This is a genomic window from Acinetobacter sp. MB5, from assembly GCF_003261585.1.
Lineage (GTDB): Bacteria > Pseudomonadota > Gammaproteobacteria > Pseudomonadales > Moraxellaceae > Acinetobacter.
In genome coordinates this window covers 1-24054 of sequence record NZ_POVU01000027.1, presented here as the reverse complement: position 1 = coordinate 24054, position 24054 = coordinate 1, and the positions used below count along the sequence as shown (strand labels likewise).

General features: G+C 37.0%; 16 protein-coding genes. 15 read left to right on the top strand and 1 reads right to left on the bottom strand.

Annotated elements, in window-relative coordinates:
* Window positions 1–320: 320 nt before the first annotated feature.
* The 7 genes from C1A47_RS16625 (at window position 321) to C1A47_RS16595 (ending at window position 12059) form a co-directional block, all read left to right on the top strand.
* Entirely contained in the window at window positions 321–5168 is a 4848-nt protein-coding gene (locus C1A47_RS16625; RefSeq protein ID WP_111896142.1) for an AAA domain-containing protein, read from the top strand.
* Between the two features lie 11 nt (window positions 5169–5179).
* Window positions 5180–6694: a hypothetical protein gene (locus tag C1A47_RS16620; protein WP_111896141.1), complete on the top strand. Its 1515-nt coding sequence runs from the start codon at window positions 5180–5182 to the stop codon at window positions 6692–6694.
* Between the two features lie 151 nt (window positions 6695–6845).
* On the top strand, window positions 6846–8615 hold the full coding sequence (locus tag C1A47_RS16615; protein ID WP_111896140.1) for a hypothetical protein: 1770 nt from the start codon (window positions 6846–6848) through the stop codon (window positions 8613–8615).
* 61 nt (window positions 8616–8676) lie between these two features.
* Entirely contained in the window at window positions 8677–9522 is an 846-nt protein-coding gene (locus C1A47_RS16610; RefSeq protein WP_111896139.1) for a hypothetical protein, read from the top strand.
* 1 nt (window position 9523) lies between these two features.
* Window positions 9524–9778, top strand: a complete 255-nt coding sequence (locus tag C1A47_RS16605) for a hypothetical protein (protein WP_111896138.1) — start codon at window positions 9524–9526, stop codon at window positions 9776–9778.
* A gap of 178 nt (window positions 9779–9956) precedes the next feature.
* The gene (locus C1A47_RS16600; RefSeq protein ID WP_111896137.1) at window positions 9957–11255 is read left to right on the top strand and encodes a hypothetical protein; all 1299 of its coding nucleotides are present in this window, start codon (window positions 9957–9959) and stop codon (window positions 11253–11255) included.
* A gap of 12 nt (window positions 11256–11267) precedes the next feature.
* On the top strand, window positions 11268–12059 hold the full coding sequence (locus C1A47_RS16595; protein ID WP_111896136.1) for a hypothetical protein: 792 nt from the start codon (window positions 11268–11270) through the stop codon (window positions 12057–12059).
* A 364-nt stretch (window positions 12060–12423) separates the two neighbouring features.
* Here C1A47_RS16595 and C1A47_RS16590 read toward each other — a convergent pair whose 3' ends face one another.
* The gene (locus C1A47_RS16590) at window positions 12424–15861 is read right to left on the bottom strand and encodes a class I SAM-dependent DNA methyltransferase (protein ID WP_111896135.1); all 3438 of its coding nucleotides are present in this window, start codon (window positions 15859–15861) and stop codon (window positions 12424–12426) included.
* 291 nt (window positions 15862–16152) lie between these two features.
* On the opposite strand from C1A47_RS16590, the gene C1A47_RS17700 reads away from it, so the two are divergent.
* The 8 genes from C1A47_RS17700 (at window position 16153) to C1A47_RS16550 (ending at window position 23876) form a co-directional block, all read left to right on the top strand.
* Entirely contained in the window at window positions 16153–17304 is a 1152-nt protein-coding gene (locus C1A47_RS17700; protein WP_162625976.1) for a hypothetical protein, read from the top strand.
* A gap of 318 nt (window positions 17305–17622) precedes the next feature.
* Complete coding sequence (locus tag C1A47_RS16580) at window positions 17623–17973, top strand: hypothetical protein (protein ID WP_111896134.1); 351 nt, start codon at window positions 17623–17625, stop codon at window positions 17971–17973.
* Complete coding sequence (locus C1A47_RS16575) at window positions 17970–18308, top strand: hypothetical protein (protein ID WP_111896133.1); 339 nt, start codon at window positions 17970–17972, stop codon at window positions 18306–18308. The genes C1A47_RS16580 and C1A47_RS16575 overlap by 4 nt, the downstream gene beginning before the upstream one ends.
* Entirely contained in the window at window positions 18292–19746 is a 1455-nt protein-coding gene (locus tag C1A47_RS16570) for a hypothetical protein (RefSeq protein WP_111896132.1), read from the top strand. Before C1A47_RS16575 ends, C1A47_RS16570 begins: the two co-directional genes overlap by 17 nt.
* The gene (locus C1A47_RS17995) at window positions 19734–21782 is read left to right on the top strand and encodes a hypothetical protein (protein WP_319921970.1); all 2049 of its coding nucleotides are present in this window, start codon (window positions 19734–19736) and stop codon (window positions 21780–21782) included. Before C1A47_RS16570 ends, C1A47_RS17995 begins: the two co-directional genes overlap by 13 nt.
* Before the next feature lie 72 nt (window positions 21783–21854).
* Window positions 21855–22499: a hypothetical protein gene (locus C1A47_RS16560; RefSeq protein ID WP_111896131.1), complete on the top strand. Its 645-nt coding sequence runs from the start codon at window positions 21855–21857 to the stop codon at window positions 22497–22499.
* Window positions 22500–22513: 14 nt separating this feature from the next.
* The gene (locus C1A47_RS16555; protein ID WP_111896130.1) at window positions 22514–22981 is read left to right on the top strand and encodes a DNA alkylation repair protein; all 468 of its coding nucleotides are present in this window, start codon (window positions 22514–22516) and stop codon (window positions 22979–22981) included.
* Between the two features lies 1 nt (window position 22982).
* Window positions 22983–23876 (top strand): hypothetical protein, encoded by an 894-nt coding sequence (locus C1A47_RS16550; RefSeq protein WP_111896129.1) that lies wholly within the window; start codon window positions 22983–22985, stop codon window positions 23874–23876.
* Window positions 23877–24054 lie beyond the last annotated feature (178 nt).

Here is a 24054-nt window from a genome sequence, read left to right as displayed (position 1 = left end):
TTGTCAATACGTCAATTAACAGACGAGGTGATTTTTACAACACCATATAAGAATGATATTAATTGGGATAAAGCCCGCAAAGGATACACATGCTTAGAAACAAATGCTAAAAAGATGTGAGGAAGTGCCCTCATTCCATTCAATGAAACAAGTTAGTTTATTCTTGCTTAAAAAATGAGCAAAATCTTCAAAGGAAAATTAAATTTTAAGCTATTTTTTGTAAAGCAGTAAAAAATAAGTATTTATTATAGATAATTAATTCATATTTTATATAAGATAAATTATTATATTAATAAAGCAATTAATAATTAGGAGAGGAAATGGAACTTAAAATTTTAGGGGGTGCTGGATTACATAAAAGTGAATTAAAGGCAATGGGGCTCATTGAACAAAAATTTACTGCTAAGTGGAAAGGCTATGCTGGTATTGTACTTACTGATAGCCAAGGTTCTATGGAAATAGATTTACTATTAATTACAAATGATAGAATTCTGCTTATTGAATTAAAAGAATGGAATGGAAAATTAGAAAGTTCTAATGGAATTTGGTTGGTAAATGGGCAAAATAGAGGAACTAGCCCTTATGTAATTAAAAGAACGCATGCAAGAAGAATCAAAGCGTTATTAACAAATGAACTTAGCTATAAATTAAAAGGTTATTCACCACATGTAGAAGCACATGTAGTTTTGTGTGGTACTTGTACTAAAGAACTTTTAACTAAAAGTGACCAAGAATATACTCATCACTTAGAAGATTTTTTAAAATTACAAAAAAATTATAGCACTATTGTTCAAAATACCAATATGAGTGAAATATTTACTAGTGGTAGATTTGAAAGACCTAATAGTGATGCTTCTTTAAAAGTTTTTGATGAATTTTTTTTAGGTAAGAAAGTTAAACCTTTAAATTACGAATATCATGACTATCAAGCAAAAAAAGATAGTGATTATGTACACCCTAAAAAACTTTTTGAAGAATTTGAAGCTCAACATAAAGAAACACGGGATATATCTATTTTAAGACGATGGGATTTTGAAAAATTAGGAAGTAAATATGCATCACAGGAGTTGTGGTCGGAAATAATATTAAGAGAACATAGATTAAAATCTTATGTAGAAGATTTAAATGATAAGTTGGGAGATTATTTTTTAAATCCAATGGTAGTTATTAAAAGAGATGATATTTTAAGTGACACCTCGGAACTATACAAAATTAGAAAAACAGAAAAAAGAATAGGAAACATTGTTAAAGATTTAGAATCATATACAGAAGAGAAAAGATATGATGTAGTCAGAGCTTTATTAAAACCTATCGCAGATCTACATACAATTAATATTGCGCATAGAGATTTAGGTACACATAATATTATTTATTCTCGTGTAAGCGATAAAGTAATTTTTACACAATTCTTTTCATCATATTTTCAAGAAAAGGGTACAATTACAAATTATAGAGATATTCTTAAGACTAACACTGTAAATTTACCAGAAGATGTTTATGATGATAAAAAAAATCCATTTAGAATGGATGTTTTTTTGTTAGGTGTTGTTTGCTATTTTATTCTTTCAAAAGGGAATATGCTTAAAAATGACTCAGATGGAATTCCTGTTTGGGTTGTAATAGAAGAGATTGATCCTAAAATTAATGATTGGCTAGAAAAAGCACTGAGCTTTGATTCTCATAAGAGGTATGAGAATGCTTTGGAGATGCTTGAAGAATTCAATAAAATAAATGAAGCGAGTTCGCAGAATGGTTTTAATTATTTAGTTGGTGAATTAGGTAAAGGAATTTTTTTAAATAATAAAAATTATAAAGATCTATTTATATTAAGTTTGAGTAATGTTATTGATGATAATCATAATAAAGAAACAGCGAACTATTACAGATGTAAAATAAATTACAATAATAAAATATGTGTTGTGAAATGGTGGAATCCATTACATATGGATGAAAATAATATATCAGATTGTAGAAAAATACTAGATTTTAAAAATAAAATTGAAAAATTGCAATCTAGCAATATTTATACTACCAAGTTCTTAGAATATGGTTATATTCATAGTCATTCACATTTATATCAGATTTATGAATATATTGAAGGGATTACATTAAACGAATATTTTAATGAAGATATCTGTCTAGAAGACAAGAAAATCTTAGCTAAGCAATTGATTACAAATATTATAAATTTGCATCATTTAGGTATTTATCATGGCGACTTACATAGTGACAATATTATTATCTCTGAAGGTAATTGCTATTTAATAGATATAGTTGATGTATCATTTGGATCTGAAAAGTTTAATAATGAGTTCATAAACATTAATGCAGCCTCAATGGATGGTTTTGGTAGAGATATTTATACAACTTATAAAATTATAGAAAAAATGTTTGAAAATGAAGATTTTAATGCTCTAAAAAAAGAATTAGACCTTGGATTTTCATCAAGTAATGGTGTACCTGTTTCTTTAGATCCACTTGTAGATGTTTTAAGTGAAGAAAAGCTTATATTAGAAAGTAGTAATTCTATTTATGTAAGTAAGTTTAATGATTTAGAAATTACAATCGGAAATTTCATTTCTTCAAATATTGTAGATCTAGAGAAAATAGATGGAAAATACTTGTTTAATTTTAAACAAAATAAAGAAAATGATTCTATAGTTGATTGTTATATTACAGGATTGAATTATTATATAAAATTTTCTGTGAATGTTGAAAAAAGAAGTATAGAAAAGGTTTATTCTAATCCGTGCTCTTTTGCTGATGTAGTATCAGCTGAATCAAAAAAATGTGAAGAATTAATTTGTAATATTAAATTTTATAAAGGTGATACAAGGAAGAATGATAGTTTAATAGAATTGATATTTAACCTTGAATCAGTAATAGATTATTTAGAAGAAAAATATTCTCTTGAAAGTGACATTAGTGTAGAAGCGATAGAATTATCTTATATTCCAATCTCTAAAATCTGGACTACTTTAGCTGAAACAGAAGAGGAAATCAGAGAACATGTGATAGTTAATTCTGAAGAAATCAAAGAAAATAATGACGGTAATTTTGTAATTCCTTATTATTCTGAAAATGATAATTCCCTAGAGTTTGAGTATGATGAGATAGTAAAAGTTTATGATAAAGATAATTATTTGATAGGTGAATTGGTAATCAGGGATACTAATTTAGATTTTTTAACAGTTAAGTTAAATAGAAAATTTAATGTAAATTTATTTAAACCTGGTGATAAGCTGGTTTTAGAGTCAATAAGAAATAAAGCTTCTAGAGACAGAAGATTAAAGGCACTTAATAGGGTTATTAATAATAATTCTGTAATTCGTAATTTGCCTTCATACTTCGATGAAAATACTAATGCAGAAATCATAACTCATAAAATTAATGATAATTTAGAAAATTTCAATCAAAAATTTTCTATTAATAATGAAAAAATGTCTTCTAAACAATTATCTAATTTTAAAAATATTTTAGAGACATCACCAATTAGTGTTTTACAAGGACCTCCAGGCACAGGTAAAACCTCATTTATTAGCAAGTTTGTAAATTATTTATTTGAGGAGGTTAAAGTAAAAAATATTTTACTAGTAAGTCAATCTCATACGGCTGTTGATAATGTTGTTGCAAAAACTAAACAACTTTTTGATCTTTTAGATAATGACTTGAGTATTGTACGGCTTGGGCAAGAGTCTATGATGGAAAGTGAAATTTTGCCATACAGTCCTCTTTCTATACAGAGACAAATTTTAAGTAAATTTGATCGCGAATATGAACAGCGAATACTTTCTTTAGCAAATTACATATCATTACCTCGTAATTTTATTATAGAAATAATAAAAATTTATAAACTAGTGGGGTCAATTCTTATAGCGATTGAAAGATCTCATTTAGAATTAAAAAATGAAAAGATGACAGGAAATCGTAAAGAGAAAATAGAAGACATAGAAAATAAAATAAAATATAAGTTAGAAGTTATCTGTGATATTTTGCATTCAAAATATCAATATGATTTCAAATTTGAGCTTTATGATAATTACTTTGATAAAATCATTTCATATTTTAGTAATGAATTTTCCATTAATAATGAAAAACAACTCAAAAAGTTGAAGAATTTATTAAAAATTTCAGATGATTGGATTTCTGTTCTAAGATCAGATAATGCTAATTTTGATAAATTTTTAGTTAAAAGCAAACAATTAGTTTGTGGTACGTTAGTCGGCATTGGAAAAAATAATATTCAAATTGAAAATGTAGAATTTGACTGGGTAATTATAGACGAAGCTGCTAGAGCTCAAGCTTCTGAATTAATGATAGCCATGCAGTCAGGTAAGCGAGTTCTTTTGGTCGGTGATCATAAACAGTTACCGCCACATTATAATAAAAAACATATTAAGCTCGCTGCTAAAAAATTAAATGAGCCTATAAATATATTTGATAAACATGATTTTGAAAAAGTATTTAAGAAAACAGGTGGAATCACCTTAAATACTCAATATCGAATGATTGAACCTATTTGTCATATTATTTCTGAAGTTTTTTATCCTGAACTGGAGGGTGGATTGCAGACCGGTAGGTTATCTAGCCCAAAATGGTATAACTTAATAAATGGTTATTTAAAGAAGCCTGTTATTTGGTTAGATAGCTCATCAACCCAAAATAATGAAGTTTATACTAATCCCGGTTATTACAATGAAAGTGAGGTTAGTTTAATCAAACAAACTTTACAAAGCATAGTTACTTCAGATGAGTTCTTAAAGCACCTTATTAATGATAAGGCTAGAATACCTCATCCTATTGGAATTATTACTTTATATAAAGCTCAAAAAGATAAAGTTGAATCAATGATTAGCCAAACGGATTCACTCCAACCTTTAAGGGAATATATAAAAGTTGATACAGTTGACTCTTATCAAGGTCAGCAAAATTCAATAATTATTTTAAGTTTAGTTCGTGATAATGCCAACTATACTCAAGGCTTCTTACAGTATCCTGAACGCATTAACGTAGCTTTAAGTCGTGCCCAAGAACGACTAGTAATTATTGGATCTCGCAAGATGTGGTCTCAATGCAATGAAGACTCCCCACTTTATAAAGTACACAAAGTAATAGAAAAATATGCACTCAAAGATTCTGAAAACTATGAAATTATTGAAAGTATTTAAGGAATAGGGTTATGGATATTGAATTTGATATACAACGTATTGGTAATATTATTTCTGTCTTATTGCCTGCTAGAAAATTTAAAATTTATTGTGCAGTTACGAAAGAAGATGTTTTACCTGCCATTGAGGATTTTGCTTGCAGATTATTAATTTTACTTGAAGAAATTAATGCGGAGCATCTTTCTCAATATTTTGGTTTAACAATACGAGAAAGTGAAATTTTGATTAATTCATTAGTTGAGAAAAAACTAGCTAAATTTAATGATAATGGATTATTGGAGCCATCCAACCTGTTATTGAATAAAAGCAATAGTGATTTTGAGAGTCAAACTTCTTTAATTAAATTTGAAGAAATATCTGAGAATGTAATTTTTGATTTATTAACCCTTAAGATATTACCAAATAATAGATATTCAGAAAGTAAATTTGGGCTATTAGAAATTCCAGTAGCCAATGAAAATCTTAATATTAGTGTGGATCAAATAATAGAAGAATTTTCTTCTCAATTCAAATCATTCTTAGAAGTCACGAGGAAAAATAAAAAAGAGATAGAAAGTACTAAGCTTTATAAAGTAATGCATTGCGAGAAAGATAATTTAGTTAATATCCCATTAGATATAGAATTTAAATTAAGCCCTTCCGAAAACTTTATGCCTAATATTTCTAGGGAAGTAAGATCTAATAACAGGCATAATTTTATACTTTCTTATGATCTAGAAGCATGTATTTCAGACTTCCTTTTAAAATTAAAACCTGATTCAAGTAATGGTTTAGATTTTATTACGTATTGTAATAATTTCAATGATAATGTCTTAATAAAATATTATGAAAACAACCAGTTTAACTTCTCTCAATGGTTGATTGATCGTGATAATAGATTAACTGGTTATGGAAACTCAGATACCAAGGGTATTTTGGGTCCTATCTATCTTGAGCAAAATTCTAAGGTGTTTTTCAATGAGCTTGAAAAGGTTAAGGGAAATATTATTAAAGATATTAAAATTACTAGTTTATGGTTAACGGCTAATACACCTTTCTGGGGAGCTAATGGCTCTGATTTAACTAAATTTAATGATACATTAATAGATTACTTAAGGTCAGAAATTGATGAGCCAATGATAGTCCCTTTTTTTAGTCATACTCAAAATGAAATCACATTAAGAAATAGGTACTCTTCAAGGTTAAATAATGGAGCTATATTATTCGGAGATGATAAGATCGATAATGTTGAAGTGCTGTTTATAAAAAATATTATTGCTGTAGTGCAATACCATATAATTCCTAATCCAGATAGCTCCATTACAGTACCTATTGGTTATATCACTACAGATACTTCAAGATTAAAGAAAATTTCTGAATTTCTAGATGGTAGACTGATTAATAAACATGCTCCTAAAAGAATATGGGGGGATTTTGAAATCAGTGATATTTTTACTAAAGATGAAATTGATAATATGGAGAAATATTCTTCATTAAAAGTTATTAAAAAAAGGAATTTTTCTAAAGAGTTTAATCTTAAAAAATAAGAAAATATTTTAAAATGATAGTTATTAGTAAATGACTATCATTTTATTAATACCCTCGGCCACCTTTTGATTTTGGTACTTGCCATAAACACCTAATTTACCCCATGTAATGCTTTCTCCATCGAAATTCCTTCGTTACATAGGTAAAAAGATGGGTGCATTAAACCAAGAAATGCAAAAACTGTTTGATGGGCAGATTCAGGCTGCATCAGAATGTGCGAACTACTACCTCCAAAACGGTGCAGTTGCTGAATTTGATAGCATCGCTGTTGATCCAGCAACATTACCAGCACCACTAGCTGCAATCTTTGACAGCATTCCCTCAGAATATCACCATAAAATTGATGATGCAGTACGCTTAGGTATTGGCATTTATCAAGATCGTAATGGCGGTGACCTACCAAGCAATGAACTGATTGCCTCAGCACTTTATGCGGGTCAATCTGTTGCCAAACAAAAATATTCATCAGAATTTCTTGAGCAGGTAGCAAGCTTCGATAGCATCTCAAATGGTGGCTATGAACAAGCAGCTGTTGTTCCTGCCATGACGGTTGTCACCATTGCTAACGTCATTGCCAATGCTTTACCAATCGTCACTATGCTACCAAACCCAACCAATAGTACCCGTGTACCTGTGGTTGCTGTACGTTACACGACAGACTCAGCATTTGGTGCAATGGATGCAGGTGAGTATCTTGATGGTGAAAAGGCAGCATTACCCTATGCTGAAGGTCGTTTTGCTTTTGCATTAGAGCAGGATGCTACAAATACCAATATTTATGCAGTCACTGCCCGCAGTACATATAGTGACTTCAGTAATAAAACGCCAAATGCCAACGGCGCACTTTTACCATTCCTGTCAGGTAACGTATCTTTGCGTGTTAACGGTCGTGAAGTTGCCCATACCCGTGGTGAGCAAAGTCTTTCTGTTCAAAAAGGCACAATTGCTGCCATCGTGAAGAAGCCAATCACGACAATTGCAGATGTTGAATACACCCTGCAAAGCGTTTCGGTAGATGTGACTAATCGCACAATTACTGCAACATTCGATAAAGCTCTACCTGATACTGCAAATATCGAAGTGCATGTCGTTGCTGACTTTGATGCGAAGGACAGTAATAAGAAGCACATTATTCAGCCTGTTGGTGTAAGCCTTGAGCCTGATTATGACTTGATCCAGTCAGTTCCATTCGTCAACCAAATTAACGTGTCTTATAACACCACAAACCAGTTGGCCAATGAACTTGGGCTGGGCTTTGTAGGTGCAGCACTTGCAGCTATGCAAGGCAAATACTTCCTTGAGCAGAACGTGCGCTTACTTAAGGATGGTAAAGACTGTGCCAAGTATATGGATAGCGATGACAACAAGCGTGTCTTTACCTTTGATGCCAGCCGTGGTGCAACAGGCAATTTAACAGCGGCAATGAATACCACTGCAGATCTGATCCGCGAAGTATTCAAATTTATTGCTTTGGCCAAAATGAAGATCCGTCAGGCAACAGGTGGTTCGACTACACGCTTCAGCCTCTACGTTGGTGATTTGGGTGCGGTGTTCTTTAATCAAATGGACTCCAGTCTGTTTACGAAAACAGGTGCAATTGCATCTTGGGGTGAAATCGTCCGTATCGGTACTTTGAATGATGGAACTGATGTCTATCACACACCAACAGCTCAAGGCGTAGTGACTGAAGGGGTGAACTCAGCAGAGCTTGAATTGGTCGGCAATGGTGCTGAAGCTGCACGTAATCCATTTGTAGGTACGATTACTCAGCCACCGATTTTCCGTGAAGCAAAACCTGATACCCGTGATGTGCAGTTTGGCTTGCATGGCCAAATGGCAGCAGAACGTAATCCATTAGAGCGTTATGCCGATCAGGTTGCTGTTATCGAAATGATCAACTTACCAGCACTAGGTGCTTAAGGTCTGACTTTAAAAAGGCGTAGAAATTACGCCTTTTTTTATCCAAATTCAGGAGAATAACGTGAGCAATACTGAAACAACTCAAGAAAATACTGTAGTAGCTGAAGAAACCACAACAGCAAGCGCAGAAACATCAACAGTTACTCAGGAAAATACTGAAGTGACAACAGCGGATTCTGTAGCTACTTCATCTGAGGAAACTCAGGCAACCACCAAGTCCAGTGAGACCAGTACTGAAACAGAATCTACATCAGACGATAAAAGCAGTGCAGAATCTGATACAGATACTACAGCGGATGAAGATGAAACATCTCCAGAGCCAACAGCGGAGCCATCTGCAAACAGTACGGATGTATCTGTTACGAATACAGCGGCTGCAGGTGAATCAACTGGTGACGCAACTCAAGCAGATGAGGAAACTACTGATACCACTGCGTCAGAAGTAGAAACCACTCAAGCTGAACCGAAGAAAAAACGGGGTCGTAAGAAAGCCAGTACAACTGAAACAGAAACTTCGACAGAAACAGTACAAGCTGATTCGCAAGCAGCTGGTTCTGATACTGAAGAAACTACCACAGCGTCAACAGGTTTAACCCAAACAGATGCATCTACAACAGAATCCAGCACAGCCACTGAAACAGTGCAGGCAGGTGCTGATACCAGTACTTCTGAAGCAGATACATCTACAGAAACAACCGCAACCACACTTAATTCAGCAGCCGCAGCTGTGACTTATAAAGTAAAGGTCAAGAACAACAGTGATAAACGAGTCACCGAACCTCTAACTTGTACTCAGATTGCAGCAGGTGAAACCATTGAAATCACGGTCTCTGATGCGAAAAAACTAGCACAGGTTAAAAAGAACCTGACTCAGTTAAAACATTTTGGGCGCAAATTGGAGTTCTAAGATGTCAATTGTAATCGATGGTACCAATGCTTTTACCGATATTTTGGGTGACAGTGATACCGAATATAACCTGACACTGAACAATAGCGCGGTAGTTCGTATTACAGAACCATTAACAGGTTTAGTCATTGAGCCACAAGACTCTATGGAGTTTATTTTAGTGGGTGACCTAGCTTATCAGCAGCTGCAAAGCAATATTGCTCAGATTAATGAATTAAAAGGGTTTACAGCACTAGGTTTGGAAGTGACTGAATAAAACTAACCGCACTTAATAAGGCTCACCTCAGGTGGGCCTTATTTGTTTTGGTACACATCAAAACTGACCAATTTTGCCTTTGCCACAATAACCGCATCAAACAAGTTTGAGTGGTATGCAATGATCCGCAAACACACATCCGTTGTTGTACAGATCCCAATTGATTTGGGAGACTGATATGACAGCAATCGCAGTAAATCTTGATGCGACTGGTGCATTATCTCTAGCAGATACATCCAGCGCGTCACTAGGTATTGATTATGACCTATACAGCTATTTGGGCTCAGATGTGCAGCTCAAAATGCAATTTTTTGGTAAAGCCTCAACACCTACCAAAGGTAGTCAGATTATCTGTCGTATGACTTGGATTGACACGGCTACAGATGACGAAATTTATAAAATCCAGGGTAACTTGAATAGTGATGAAGAGGATTACTCATCAATCTGGAACGTGGCTGGGGCGAAGGAAATCTTTAAGTCATTTGAACTGGTCTATGGCGATGACATGGTCTCAGCGATTCTGGCCAGTGATGCGTATAACGCGCTAAATGGCCTTGGGCGTAACTCAGTCATTTTGATATTGGATGATGATCAACCTGACACCTTTGATGCGGATACAACCTATAAACTTCTCACTTCATTAGATCAGCGACCAAGTGATTTAGGTTTAATTGGTCTTGATAATCTTGAGGTTTATTCAGCGCTGTATCGTGTGATGGATAAGCTCAATATCCAATTCACGGTTGAGTTAGACCCAACTCTAGATCCTGACGTTGCCCAAAGTTTGGCTGAGTCACTGGATGCTCAAGATCATCGGGTGCAAATTATCTGGTCACCTAATACCTGTCGTCCACGCGATGCAACGTCATTGAAAGGACGTAAAAAAGCCTGTTATGCCTTAGGGCAGTATCTTGGTATGAAAGCTTTGCGTAATGCAAAGACTACAGCTCAAGGCATTCCAATGATTGCAGATCCAATTGCTGGGGAATCTTTTCCATTCACATTTAAGGCCATGACGGCCCGTGATGATGTGATCTTTGATGAAGAGATGGAAGAGGCGCTTGCGGTGGCCAAAATCAATGTACTTCGCCGTATCGTTTATGACACTGGTGTCAAATTCGTGATGAGTGATGTACTGACACAGTACGACAGCGATAGTAGTGCTTTACGTCTGGTGAATTCATCAGAAATTGCCACATTCACGACAAATCGTGTCTGCGAAATTGTGAAGCGTCATATGCTGAAGAAAATGTCATCTTTTATTGATGATACATCCAAAGATATCGAGAAATTTCTGAATGCCTGTTACAGCGCAGGGTTGCTTGTTGAAGCTGAAGATCTTGATTATAAGCCTTATCGATTTAGATTGGTTCCTGATGACCAAAAACCTTTTGAACGCGCGCGATTGATTTTGGCACGCCGTCCGAATGGTTGTACCCGTTCAGTCATCTTTGATGACGATGTAATTAGTAAATAAGAGGAAGAAAACATGACTGGTTTTGGAAGTTTATATCGTGCACGTTCAGCAGGTCTGTTAGTCGCTGGTTTTGATGCTGCCAGTGCAGTAAGTTTTAATGATACAACCCAGCAGTTAAGCAAATCAGAATCTCGTGAAGTGCAATCTTTGGTTGAACATGCACGTTCATTAGGTTTAAACATCGTTTCTGCTTTGATTTTGGCTGTGACCAATGGTGAACTGGAGAATGAGCTGCCATCGGATTACCTGGATAGTCTACTAGTAGAAGCAACAGACGAAGAGGAAGGTGATGGTGATGATCTTTTTAATCTGATCATTGGTGCGGTTCAGGATGCATTTGAATCCTTGGGTATTGATGAAACTACCATTTCTCAAATGTTCGCTGATGATGTTGAATCTGCAGATGCTGCGATTGAAGCAGCATGTGAAACGGCTTTGGCCAACCTGCCTGATGATGGAGAGCCTTTAGACGAGTTTGTGCGTGAATTTATCTACGGTGAACCAGAAGAAGGAGAATTTGATGCAGCACTCAGTTCACATCAAATGAAGCAGAAAGGCAGTGCACGAGTTGGATCATTTGCACACAAACAGGTGAAAGGTCGTAAGATCATTTATAAAGGAGCTTGGGCAATCCGCAAAGGACGTAAGGTTATCGTTAATAAGCGCTTACCGAATCAAGCCGTGCGTTTAACTGCGAAACAGAAACAGGCTATGAAGAAAGCCCGTTTAAAAGCCTTTACTGCCAATGCGATTAAAACCCGTGTCAAATCTTTCCGTAAAGGGCGTAAGCTCGGTTTATATTAATTGAAAGTTTAGCTAGAATAAAAAGGCTGCCTTAATGGTGGTCTTTTTTTATCATAAAAATTAGGTATATAAATGAATAGTTTTAGAAAAATTACTCAAATTTTGGGACTATCTTCGATTTTACTGTGCTCAACTTCCGTATTTTCACAAGATAAATTGGGTATCGAAAAAACAGCTTTTGATTCATATTGAATAGCCACCAAAATTCTAGACACCCCCTAGAAAGCTTCTCTTTATTAGAAAAGAAATTTCCAAATTCAGCTATTAGGATAAATGCTGAAAAAAATTGCATTGAGACATTAACTAATCTCAATGCATACAATATTTCTTTAAATTGCAATTAGGAAATCTAAGATTAAAATTTTTAGCTTAAGGAATATACCCCTGATTTGTTATTAACCATTCCAAGACTTTCTAATGCATCAAGAACAGCCTGTACCGAACTGCGTTGGTTATATTTAAATTGAGATGCAATCTGTTGAACAGTTTTACTCTGATCTTTTAATGATGTACGGACTAAAACAACTTGCTCACGCATTTCTTTCGGCCATGTTTGTTTTGTAGCTGACTTCTTGGGGACTTCGGTACTATTTTTATCTAGTTCTTCCAATTCACCTTGAGTTTGAATCTCTGTAGATTTTGCATCAGGATTTTGGTATTCCGGTCGTAACCAATGTATAACACCTTGAGCTTCATCTTCAGCACGTTTCTTATTAAGCTTAACTAAACGATTCAGAAGTTGATCCTCTGCCATCGCTTGTTCATCTGACTTGTTATTGTAAGGAGTTGTACCACCAGGCTTTCCTATCAGATGTTCGGCAAGATCTAACCAACCATAGGTATCTAATACAGCACGGTCAATATCGTCATGTAATTCCTTTAAAATAGATATTAAACCTTTTTTGTTAATATCTTTATCTTTTTCATTTAGTACACTACCAATACGCATCTTTTCTAAGGTGTTATACATACTAGTCAAGGTCAAATCAGAATGTAAAGATTGTTGTCTTTTACGATGGCTATCAAGCTGCTCTACAAGAATTCGAATTTTATTTTTTTTATCTATAGTAGTTGATGGAAATGGAAACTTATCAAAGCATAGTGTTTTATTATAAACAGGTCGATTCTCTAATGTACCTCCTGCCTTAAGAGCCCAAATTACATGAATACGACTTGATAACACCCCTAGATAGAAAGGGTCATCGAGACCAAAGCCTATTAAACGATGATCGGGTAAAATATTTCTGTCTAAAAACTGAAAATGACGATGTTTTCCTGTCTCACCTGTACAAATATACCTGTCTAGTGAATTAGACATTCGGCGCCAACCTTGACGAGGCTCACCAAAAATCCACCAATCTCGCTTTAACTTCTGCCGATTATTTTGATCACGTTGTGGTTTAACCTTTTCTAAAATCCATTGGTAAGCATTTGGATATTTCTGCTGTACTTCATTAATAGTTAGACCAAAGAAATCAATAATCATGGCATTTCTAGATCTATCTGTTAGATCATTATAATTACGATAATGCTTAATGTACTTATCAAGGTCGGGTACAGTTCTTAATCCAATAGATATGGCTTCTTCTTGAGACAATATGAAGCCTGAACCTACAACCATCACCCCATTTGAAGAAATATTACTATTAGCTTTTAATGCTTTTGCTCCAGCTACATTAGCTCCAGTAGCCAAATTTTCAAAAATTTTTCCGTTGAAAGTCTGAAAGATAACATCAATTTCTTCACTATCAGATGCTTTTTCATCGATGGAAACTAATAGTCTCCCTTCTACCTCACCTAAAGTACCTACAGTCATTGCAATACGAACAGCAGCACCATCCTCACTATCAACCCACGGATGATCAGGTATTGCAAACGTAATAGATAAAGGATTTTTTGCATTTAAGTGAGGTTCAATAATCCGTCGATTGAATGCTTGTTTGATACTGTTAGTTGTGATAAATCCAAACTGATGAGCTTTCCCCATTCGTATAGTCTCAGCAGCAATATGCCACCAATACATAACAAAATCAGCAGATTCAGGTAATTCTTTCCAAGTAGAACGTAACGCATCAACATAACCATCACTTAATGCACGACGCATAGCTTTATCTCCTATAAACGGAGGGTTGCCAATGATGTAATCAGCTTTAGGCCATTCTGCCTTAGTCACGCCTATATAACGATACTGTTCTATTTGAAAAGAATCATCTGGTATCATTTCACCAGTAATCTGACTCGGTATGTAGCTTTCACCATCCCATCTGGTAATTGGATTCCCACTAACATCTAAGAGAACTTCTTTACGTTCATAATTAATTAAGGCATCACGATTTTCAATATTTTTAAAATCACGTAGTACGGGTTCCGGTGGATTTACATTCCCATGTGTACGGTAATGCCACTGCAGATAACCAATCCATAGAACCATCTCTGCAATTCGAGCGGCGCGAGGATTAATTTCTAAACCAAGAAATTGATGTGGATCGACTGTTACTCCATCCATTTCAAGCATACTAGCTTGTTCACCTAAGTCATGAAGTAAGTTTAGAACCTCTCCCTCTAATCGCTTCATATGCTCTAAAGTGACATATAAAAAATTACCTGTACCACAAGCTGGATCTAGAACTTTGATATTACAGAGATGCATATGAAATTTTTTAACTTCTGTAACAGCCTGCTTATGTTTTCCTTGTTGCTCATATGCTAAAACAGCCACCTGTACTTCTTGCCATTCACGTCTTAAAGGTTCGATAATGGTTGGCAAAACTAAACGCTCTACATATGCTCTAGGAGTATAGTGGGCACCTAGTTTATGTCTTTCTTTAACATTCAAAGCTCTCTCTAACAACGTACCAAAAATAGCAGGTTCTACGAGTTTCCAATCTGATTTAGCAGCTTCTAAAAGCAATCTAATTTGGCTTTTATCTAATGATATTGCTTGATTATCCGCAAATAATCCACCATTAAATTTGAGTAATTTTTTCTTTATTATTGAAGAAAATCCACCGGTGTTCATGGTCTGCCACAAGCTTTCTAGCATGTCAGCGAAAATTTCTGGAGTATCCTGTAACTCTTCAAGCAATGTCGTAAAGCTACGATTAGGCAGTAACCCAACATCTTCTGAAAACATTGTGAATAGGCAGCGCATCAAAAATGCTGAAACGCCTTGGGGATGATGGCCCACTGATTCAAGTGATTTCGCAAGGTGAGCTAATTGAATAGCAATTTTCTTTGTGACTTTAGCTGCTTGGCGAGATGGATCTAAGCTAAGTGGATTAAGCCAAATAGCTTTTAGTCTTTCCTGAACTTCAGGTCTATGTAAATCTTCTAATCTTAATCTATGACTATTAGCATCTGGGAAAGCTGTATAAGTTGCACCAGAACGACTAAACTCTGAATATAGTTCAATATTACGCCCAACATCTACAACAATAATAAATGGAGGTCTACCTTCACTGATTGGCAATGCACGCGCATATTGATCTGCTTGGTTATGTGCTTTAAGCATCGCTTTATCCCACCCGGAAGTATCTAAAGCTTTGCCAGACTGTTTTGCCTCGAGAACAAAACTATCTCTTTTATATAAATCTATATATCCATTATTTTCAGTACCATCTGGTTGCTCAATCGTTACACGACGTTCAAATACATAACTGTTTTCTTCTGTATCTTTATTTGCAGGATCAGGCAAAGGTAAATTTAATATCGTACAAAGCTCAGTCAAAAATAATTGATAATTAGCACGCTCAGAACCATCAACTCCCTTCCAACGTGAAATAAAATCTGCTATTTGCTTCATGAAGAAATCTCAATTAAATACTTGTAATAATTGTCAATTCTATTATAGAAAAGTTGAAAGTAAATAAAACAGGGATCATAAGATCGATCAAGGTTATAAAAAGTACTGGGATCCCAGAGTTGGATAAAAAGTGATCAAATTTGTACGAATAGCCCAGTTTCAGCCATACAAATCTGCATTTACAGTGATGCAACCTTTGGATTTATCGTTGTAAGTTTCTGGTACTTCCTAAAAAGATGTAGTTTTGCACCCTCCAAAATTGCCATAGTTTGAAATTAAATAGGTCTCACTATGGCAACTCAATTAAACCTTGTTGGCTTGAATGCTGATAATGCATACATCAAGAAAATCAAAGATGCTTTGTCATCTGCAACAGGGCAGGAAATTCCACTAATCAATATTGATAAAGTCAAACGTGTTGCAGGCGTCAGCGCCGTGCCAGCAGAATTCGTTTTTGCAGGTGGGCAAGCGCTCAAGATCTATATTCGGGCAGGTGCAGATGTCTTTAAGGCAGAGCTCAATGGTAAGGGCATTGTACTGTCTGGCGATTTTTCCAATGATTTGAAGATGACATTTGATAATGCCGTAACTGGTGTGGCCAAGCAGATCCGTGATGGACAAAAGAAATTTGAACTTTCTCGAACCAAAGAAAAGTTTAAGATTCCTCGCCAAAATCAGAATACAGCCGTGAGCAGTAAGAGTATCTCTGTACAGTTAAAAGAAGCACAAGAACAGGAAACTATACTTGATCAGCAAATTGTAGAAAGAACCCAACTTCGAGATCAATTACTAGAGCAGATTGAACAAGCCAAAGCTGTAAAGGAGGCTGGTCAATCCGATTTGGGAAAGTTTGATTCAGCATTTGGTGGTAGCAATTTTGTCAAAATTCATGCGATGACAGGTGAAGATGGTGGCAAGAGTGGGAAAAAGGCACTACCTGCACTACACCTGCCATCATCGTTACATATTTCATCACTTGCAGAAGCTGAAGCGTACTGGAATCAGTATTTCAAAGGCAAAACCTATGCATTACAGGTTCATTCCCGAAGAACACCTGACAAGGGCGGGCATGAACCTATTTCAATCCTGGTTTATTTTGGCGACACCAATCATGCTTATTCTGAGAAGCCAGAAGGAGCCAGCCATCATAACAATGAACGTGTGATCAGTCTGGAACGTGCCAAGATGCTCGATCAAATTATTGCAACGATTCAACATCCACATGCACGGTTAATCAGTCGTGGCAATGATTTACTGATTGCCGCACCAGTGAAAGGGCAACAGTACACTGTTGCTTTGACTTGGCGTGATGTCCAAAAGCTTTATAGTTTTGAAAGTGCCCACTTCAAAACAGAAAGACAAATTAATGACATCAAATTTAATCAAACAAATGAGAAAAAGAATAAAAATAAAGGAGGATTACAAAAAAATAAAAGCCCATAAAAAATTATGAGCTTTTTAGAAAGGCGTCACTGTTACCATGAAACCTTTTAGCCTATTGAAGTCATTACCTCTAGGGGTGGCGTCCTTCGTTCTTTAGGCTTACTAGGGAGTTACCTTGACGTAAGCAGACCAGTATTAACTGATCCAACGGCAGAGACCCTGTGCATTACTAAGTAAGCCATCGGGAAGTCCTCGCCTCTGCCAGACCATTTTAGTCGAATTAGATGAGTAGCTGCAAGTGCTTGGAACTTCCTGTCTTTGGCCACATTCAACTCCACTACCTTAATCACAAGCTATTAATGAATATGGAGTATACCAGTGACGCTCTTTTTGGATTTTATTCTGGTGATTTTGGTCGCAGTAATGGGATGGTCAGCTCAAAAATGGGCGCATAAGAACAAGGCCATTATTCTCGAAATTAATAAGCATCCCTTTATTACGTCGTTTGTAAAACATGTGAAGTGGATATTACCGTTCATTCTGTTATTAGTTACCGCATTGGTGGGGATTGCTGCATGGCGTTTGATGGTGATTCTCATCGCCGTGGGTGGTTATGGCATTAGCGCTTGCTTACTGGTTCTAATTTATGGTGCTGTGATCTGGTGGAATTGTTGTATCACACTTGGTTACAGCCTGCTGAATAATGTATTCCAGAGATTCTACCAATGATTGACCGCAGCAAAATCATTGCCATGGTTGAGCACTGGTTAATGACACCACCAAATGCCTATTACGGTTCCAGTTATGGAGCAGACTTAAATGGCTTGCTTCTCGTTCCTCTGACCTCAAATGTCGCAGATGAGTTTATTGCTAAGATGAAGGCTGATTTACCCATTTTATCCAGCCTAGATAATGATGAACTGTCTTTGTACACCACCACCAGTGGTTTTGAAAAACGCATTATTGTTTTGAGCATAGGAACCATCGCGATTGATTTGACCAACATTCAACAATCATCTTCTTCGTCCCAATCAAGCGAGACCTACGATGCTGACGCTGTCTGAATTTGAAAATAAACTCGTCGCCCAGCTTACAGATTCTGACATTTTAGAACGTTACAATGCGGGTGATCCTTTAGTTTTACAGCAAATACGTTCATTAGCAGCTTATTTGTCATTACTGTCGCGTGAGATTGATATTGCAACACTCGAGCCATTCATTAAAGCTCGGGATCGTTCGATTATTGCAGATGCTACGAACAAGAATATTTTACCGACTGCAACATCTTGCCAGCATACGCTACAGATCAATAATAGCTCATCGAATAGTGTCACACTTTCACAAGGTCGGGAAATTGAAGATAACAGTGGTGGACGTCCTTGGCGCTTACTGCAATCTGTGACGATTGCTGCAGGTGCGTCCAATACAGTTCAGGTTGAACAAAGTCAGTATCGTGAAATTAGCTATACCGTTCCATTGACTGAGGTCTTTCATCAAATGCAACTGGATCTGCAAGATGATATGTATTTATGCGGTCTCACCCTACAGGATGATGATACGCCGGCACCAAACCGTTATAGCTTATTGCCACGCTGGATGAATGTTGCTGCAGGTGATTATGCCTTTACTGTAGTAACAGATAGCTTACGCCGTTTGTTTCTTCAATTTGGAGACAGTGATCGAGCAGGAATTACCGCACAAACTGGCGATATTTTTACAATTGGTGTAACGGAAACCTATGGTTATATCGATACCTCAAAACTCAAAGATGCCTCCTTGGTCGATATTGATACTAATGATGAGCAAAAACTCACATTTAAGTTTGTCTCAGATGGTCTGATTCGTTCAAGTGCAGATCCGTTGAGTGTGGCACAAATGCGGGTACTTGCCAGCTATCCATCCCTCTATGATGAAAATGCTGTTTACTTGGGCAACTTTGATTTTCTAGTGCGTAAGAAATTTATGTCCCGTTGTCACTTTATCAGTGTCTGGAATGAAAATATCCAGGATAAATACTACGGTGCGACCTATACCGATATTAACCATTTGCATTTGGCATTTATTGCCCAAAACAATGCTGAGCAGGACAGTATGGCCAGTGAAATTAGCCTCCTGATCGGCAGTGCAGATAATCTTTATCAGGATCGGGTAATTATCAATACTGTAGAAGAAAAAACTTACAACATCAGCATTACTGGTCGACTGGCTGCAGTACATGATATGGATAGTGTGAAAGCACAGATCAAGGGCTTGCTGATTGACAAGTATGGTCGCACCACATTATCTGCCAGCCGCTGGCTGCTGAACGGTTTTAACACTCAGGAAATAGCGACTTTACTGCGAAACAACATCACAGCCTTTCAGGATAGAATCAGCGATTTTTCAGTGAATGCACCTTCAGATATCACTTTGCCACATCAATGGCTGTATATGTCTGAAGATAGTATCAGCATTAATCTTGAACGAACTGCAGATAGTGTGGGGTCTTCATGGATACTCTAAATTTCACAACGCCGTTTATCGATCGTTTTGCACAAGATGGACTTGAAACAGATCTGCTAAACGCTTTTAAAGCTGTGATGGCAAATGATGTTCAATCAGGATTGCAGGATCTGGTCGATTATGGTTGCCCACATATCGGTAGTGCCACGGTAATTGAGCGATTTACCAAGCAAGACGGTCTTGTTGTCCTACGTCGTGAGGATGTAGCTGATCAATTGATGCAGGTGATCTATTCAACATGGATCAGCTTAGGCAGTGAGCGAGGCTTAAACTTTCTAGAGTTTGTGCTAACTATGCTGTGGGGAAACAATTGGGAGGTTATTCGACTGTGGCATCAAATTGATCAGATCCAACAGTATCCGCGCTTTCTATCCGAAACTGAGCAAAGTGGCTATTTTCTCACGAGTCGAATTAATCTTGAGATTAGCGAAGATGTTGAACTGAGTGAAATTGTTGAGTTATCTCCATCCGTGCGTAAACTGGTTCCTGCAAATATCGTGCTTAAGGTCATTGCATTGGCATTAAATCGAGATCTTGGATCATCTAAGATTGGTGTTGCTTGTGCAGCAAAGCCGATGAACTTCATCCGAATGGGTGTTGATTATGACCGCTATACAGGCTTTGGGCTGCCGTACTTATTCAATGTCATCTATGATGCCGTAACAGGTATCGCGAATGCCACATGGTCTGAAGATGATGAGGTCTCTGGATTTAAGTTGTATCGATGTCAGGAGAGTATGGCCTTATTAACACTGAACACCATTCTTGAGCGTGCATTTACCCCTGAAGATTATCAAAATAATTTTATTGATTATGCTCAGAATTTCACAGCAAGTAGCTTGGCTACATCAAGCAAATTTTCAGTGAAGTTTAGCCAAATGGCCTTAGACAATCAGACATTACAACTTACAGCATTACTGACTTTGGCCAAAAGCTTTGATGGAACATCTTATACATTTTCTGAATCAGGATCTGTGTCCACTACAATCAATGATTTGGTCGCAATTATTGTCGATCGCTGGCAAGCTGCCAAAAACTATAGCTTGATCAATTTTGTTGGTGTGACGGGACTTGGCAATGTAATTGCCAATAATGCATGGTTTATCTCATCACAGGGCGTGATTTACTATAATGCGGTGAATTCCCAATATTATGCATCTTTTTATCAAGTGCAGAGTGTGACCTATAGCTATACATCCTTTGAGAATGCTGCATACACATATTATGTGAATGTGATCTTGGCCAATAAGACGGACAATGATGATTATGGCGATTTTGTCTCTGCAACCCACAGCTGTAGTACTTCAGATCTTGCTTGCCAAGTTGAGATTGTTTACCAAAGCACCTCAGATCCTGAACTTACAAATACCCTGACGATTACAGTAAATCAGGTTGAAAATGCTGAATACTACCAGTATTGGTATCAATATGATGACGTCAGTTATAGCTTCACATCTTTTGAGCAGGCAGCAGAAAACTATTACAACCAGGTCATTTTACCCAACAAAACTGAGACGGATGATTATGGAGCATTCCAGTCGGTGAGTCATAGTTGTGGTGTGACTGATGCGAGCTGTAGTCTTACAATTCAGTATTTAACTGCAGATGATCCAAACCTCAGTAATAGTCTGACCTTAATCTTTAGCTGCGTAGAGAATCCAGATTATGATGCAGATCCGAGCTCTTATAATCAGATCGAACTCAGTGGGGCTGATGTAACTGAGTATCTGGAAAGCTATTTGCAGGATAACCTGGAAAGTGAAGATTCTGTTAGCTTCATTCTTGATGCTTCTGCTGGGGACAAAATCTATGGCAACAATGAATTAGCAGAAAGCTTTACACAAATTTTATTAGATGCGATGCAGGCACGCACAGCGACTATTTCACCATTACCAATTCTGATGTGTACAACTACGGATCAGGCCTATGCTGACCACTTTTATCTCGATGAAGGAAAAAATTACTTTTATCGTATGAGTGCTTACTCATCTACTAAAGAGAAATTAAGTGCCAGTGAAGCAACAATCAGTGTTTGATTGGTACTTGGCTAAAAGGGAAAACTTCGCCTAACGCACACTATTACAGAACAAGTAATCAAGAGAGTAACGATGTCTCAGATCAACAAGGTTCTGTTATCGCAATTGCGTCAGGATTATGAAGCGATTCAGCAACAAGGTTCTCCATTATTGGCATGTCAGGGTATGTTGGTGCCTCAAGGTATGGAAGATATGCGCTTTTTAATTAAAGGCTCTATGCGTCCGATCGTTTCCAATGGTGATCCTGCTGAAGTGCAATATGCAGGAGGTTTTACAGGGATTGTGCCAGGGATTCCCAATACCAAGTATTCAGGCAATATTCAAATTCTGGTGACTGAAGCGGGCTATGATCAGTGGTTTGCCGAGTATATTGTGGCGACAGGTGGTGTAATTGACTGTGATTATTATGATGGTCGTTTAGATAACTTCACTCGGAGTTATGAGCTACTTAACTGTGCTATCCGTTTTGAACAGGCGGAGTTTGATAGCGAAAGTCGTTCTCAAGTCATGACGATTTCTTGCCCATGTGATTATAACTATTTTGGGATTAATGCCAGTATTGGAACTAATGGTACCGTACAGTTGGGGCAGAATAGCTCTGGTGCAACATCCTTTGCCAGTCGTGTGCAAAATGTTATTTCAACGACCCAATCTGCACTAAGTAATGTGAGTCAAATTGCCAGTGCTGCAAGTCGTCTTGGCTCGTTGTTTAGTTAAGAGGTCACTAGCTCATGACCATGCAATTACAAGCCGCGGATAGTGAAAACCCGCAAGTGCCAAGTTATCTTGGCATTACAGCGGGTTCAATCAACGATATTGCCACACAGCTTTATGAAGAACTATTGAGTAATGGCTATTCTCTGTTACCTGAAGATGTCATCAATACAGCAGTACTTGAGGCTCAGTACTATGCAGCATGGCAAATGCTGCAGGCACAAGAAAATGCAACCAGCACAATATTACTGGATCAAAATATTGTCTTACAAGCCGCAGAGTGGGCAATTCTAGATCCTGTGATTCGTGCGCATTGTGATTTACAACAAGCCCGTATGATGGAGGGCGTGCGGAGTCTAGGAGCTGAAGGGTTTGGTCTAGATGTGAATACAGCGACCCAAATTTACAATGAAGCTAGAAAGGCCATGCAGGACGAAGCTTTTTTTGAGGCACCATTTTCTTATGTCACCATGAGTGGTAAGTAAAATGCAGATCACTCTTGTTGATGCCAATTTAACGATTTCTGCTTCCAATTTATTAAGTGCAATACTACGGACGGATCTTGTCCCGGTTCCAACCAGTCTGGAATTTACTGTGCAGGATACCGAAGCATTAAAAAAGGCTTTGGTATTAGGTGCTAAAGTAACTGTTGGTGAGTTCGGTGCCATCTTTAGCATCATTAAGGTCATGCCATTGAAAACACAAACAGTTAAGGATGATCGCCGTGTTGGTGGAATAGCCTGCGTTGCAATTCCTGAAGGATGTAATCGATTAATTCAGGCCGTAGACAATGCTGTGATCTTAGATCAGAGCTCATTTAATGCGGCTTATCGTGCTAGTGGTGCCAAAATTAGTCTAGGATCTGATTTACCTTTACCTGAGTTTATTTGTCTCAAAGGCTCTATGCCAACGCAACGCCTGGCACTCTACATGCAACAAGAAGCTGCTGTTATGGCTTTTCGTAATGGCAAGATTGGTGCCTATAAGATTGATGCGCTGTTCAAACAGGAAGTTGCCCAGAAATTTGATCCAAGTGCCGTGGTGTGGTTTAACAGTGATAAGTTGGAGAACATGAACAAGGCTTCTTATGTGTCAGTCGATGATGATGGTGCAACCATTTTAGGCAAAAGTGATACTGTTCCTTCACAAAAGATTATTCAGAAAGCTGGTTTAACCAGTCGGCAGCTGAAGAATATGAATAAGGTTCTGATTCAACGAGGCACAATTTTACGCCCATTGACTACAACGATTCAGGCAGGGGATCTACTGGAGATCGAGAGTAAGAATTATATCGTTCTTACAGCAGCACATTTGGTGAATACAGGTGCACTGGGTGGCGCAACGGCAACAGCAAGTAAGTTTTGGATTGGTTCCTTGTGATTTGGTACCTGTGACATAACCATGTGATTGTCAGTACGACAATACCCATAGTCAAAAACCATAGGTATTTTTTATGATTCGTACCAGTGTACTTGGAGAAGCAGTTGGCATTCAGTGGTCAGGGCTGACTGATAAGAGTGAAACTAACAGTCAAACAGGTTTGGGCTATCCATTAATT

What these genes read in the sequence shown, in the direction of transcription:
- C1A47_RS16605 (WP_111896138.1), top strand. Translation starts at nt 9,524, where the DNA reads ATGTCAATTGTAATCGATGGTACCAATGCTTTTACCGATATTTTGGGT.
- C1A47_RS16620 (WP_111896141.1), top strand. Translation starts at nt 5,180, where the DNA reads ATGGATATTGAATTTGATATACAACGTATTGGTAATATTATTTCTGTC.
- C1A47_RS17995 (WP_319921970.1), top strand. Translation starts at nt 19,734, where the DNA reads ATGGATACTCTAAATTTCACAACGCCGTTTATCGATCGTTTTGCACAA.
- C1A47_RS16600 (WP_111896137.1), top strand. Translation starts at nt 9,957, where the DNA reads ATGACAGCAATCGCAGTAAATCTTGATGCGACTGGTGCATTATCTCTA.
- C1A47_RS16550 (WP_111896129.1), top strand. Translation starts at nt 22,983, where the DNA reads ATGCAGATCACTCTTGTTGATGCCAATTTAACGATTTCTGCTTCCAAT.
- C1A47_RS16555 (WP_111896130.1), top strand. Translation starts at nt 22,514, where the DNA reads ATGACCATGCAATTACAAGCCGCGGATAGTGAAAACCCGCAAGTGCCA.
- C1A47_RS16590 (WP_111896135.1), bottom strand. Translation starts at nt 15,861, where the DNA reads ATGAAGCAAATAGCAGATTTTATTTCACGTTGGAAGGGAGTTGATGGT.
- C1A47_RS16625 (WP_111896142.1), top strand. Translation starts at nt 321, where the DNA reads ATGGAACTTAAAATTTTAGGGGGTGCTGGATTACATAAAAGTGAATTA.
- C1A47_RS16570 (WP_111896132.1), top strand. Translation starts at nt 18,292, where the DNA reads ATGCTGACGCTGTCTGAATTTGAAAATAAACTCGTCGCCCAGCTTACA.
- C1A47_RS17700 (WP_162625976.1), top strand. Translation starts at nt 16,153, where the DNA reads ATGGCAACTCAATTAAACCTTGTTGGCTTGAATGCTGATAATGCATAC.
- C1A47_RS16575 (WP_111896133.1), top strand. Translation starts at nt 17,970, where the DNA reads ATGATTGACCGCAGCAAAATCATTGCCATGGTTGAGCACTGGTTAATG.
- C1A47_RS16560 (WP_111896131.1), top strand. Translation starts at nt 21,855, where the DNA reads ATGTCTCAGATCAACAAGGTTCTGTTATCGCAATTGCGTCAGGATTAT.
- C1A47_RS16615 (WP_111896140.1), top strand. Translation starts at nt 6,846, where the DNA reads ATGGGTGCATTAAACCAAGAAATGCAAAAACTGTTTGATGGGCAGATT.
- C1A47_RS16595 (WP_111896136.1), top strand. Translation starts at nt 11,268, where the DNA reads ATGACTGGTTTTGGAAGTTTATATCGTGCACGTTCAGCAGGTCTGTTA.